At 37.3% G+C, this 1,465-nt stretch carries 1 pseudogene; it reads left to right on the forward strand.

Going from position 1 to position 1,465, the window contains the following annotated elements:
- Positions 1-524: 524 nt before the first annotated feature.
- Positions 525-1,322 (forward strand): annotated as a pseudogene (locus M901_RS03490) (DNA helicase); the annotation flags it as partial.
- Positions 1,323-1,465: the final 143 nt, after the last annotated feature.

Below are 1,465 nucleotides of genomic sequence, written 5' to 3' on the forward strand. Positions count from 1 at the left end.
GAGAGTTTCTTCTTAAGGTCAACAACCAGATATCCCATAACTCCTATAATAAGTAATAGAGCTACAGATAAGAAAATATTAGAACTTTCAGTTTTCTTCTTTTTAGCTACTGGTGCCTTATTCTCAGACATATAAACTTCTCCTAAATTAACCTATATTCCTTATTGTAAACTATTTCCGTAAATTTCGCCTTAATTTCCGCCCTAGGATCATCACAAAATCAAAGTTCAATAATTTGACATGAATAGTATGATATTTGAAGTCTAGTTTCAAAGACTTGGAGTTTACTGAGCTAGAGGTGATTGATTTTTATTAGAGTTTAAATCATAATAAATTTATTGGTATCATATTCATGCCACCCCCCCTTCAGTGGGAAAGCACCTAAGTGTCGAATAGTGTCATTTGAAATCATCTAACCTTTAATAAGGATTAGGCAGAAGAAGGGAATGTTTAATGGGCCTTAATATGGAGGTATTAGATGAAACTATCATCACCAATTCACATTTTAAAATCACAGGTCGAAAGAACTTAAAAAGAGTCAATCGCTCTCAACAGCTGAAGCTTTAAATAAAATTGCACAAAGAGAAGGCTACAGTTCTTGGTCATTATTAAAAGCTAAGAACTCTGATCCTTATCCAATGTCCTATTCTGAAATATTAGAATTCTTTAATCCCGGAGACCTTGTTCTTATTGGTGCCAGACCGGGAATGGGGAAGACAAGTTTTAGCATTGGACTCTTTGTCCAGGCCGTTCAAAGAAAATCAGCATCAAATTACTTCTTTACCCTCGCAGAAAACCATAAAGATATAGCAGGGCGAATTGCAAATTATGATGAGACTATTGGGAACTTTGATCAGAGTTTGGGCTACCCAGGAAATTCCCACTTAGGATATATTGCAGTCGACTACTCAAATGATATTAGTGCCGATTATATAATAGAAAAAATCACACCAACAGTTTCAAAAGGTTCGCTTGTCGTTATTGATTATCTTCAAATGCTTGATGAGAAGAGGGTCAATCCTCCACTTCAAGCACAAGTTGAGAAACTAAAAAACTTTGCCAAAGAAAATAAATGCATCATTATCTTTATTTCCCAAATTAGAAGAGAAGTGGAGAATCGAAAAGAGAGAACACCTAAGCTTGAGGATATTAGACTTCCAAATCCTCTAGACTTAAAGCTGTTAAATAAGGTGATACTTTTGCACAGAGAGACCAAAGATTCTCAAGAAGTTCAAGTTAACTTTTATAGGCCTAAAGAGCATGGATTTCTTGTGAAGTGGGATCGTGAGAATTGTAGGTTTTTTTGTATGCAGAGTTGGTGACCCCGCTTTTTGGCCATCGTGGCCACGCGGGGGACCCTCATCGTGAGGGCCACCCACGACGTTGCCGAAGCTACAATGCCCAATCAGTCGCCACAAATAAAAAAGGCCCCCGTATTCAGGAAATCGGTTCCAGGTGCTTTTTC

The organism is Bacteriovorax sp. DB6_IX (assembly GCF_000447775.1).
Classification (GTDB): Bacteria; Bdellovibrionota; Bacteriovoracia; order Bacteriovoracales; family Bacteriovoracaceae; genus Halobacteriovorax_A.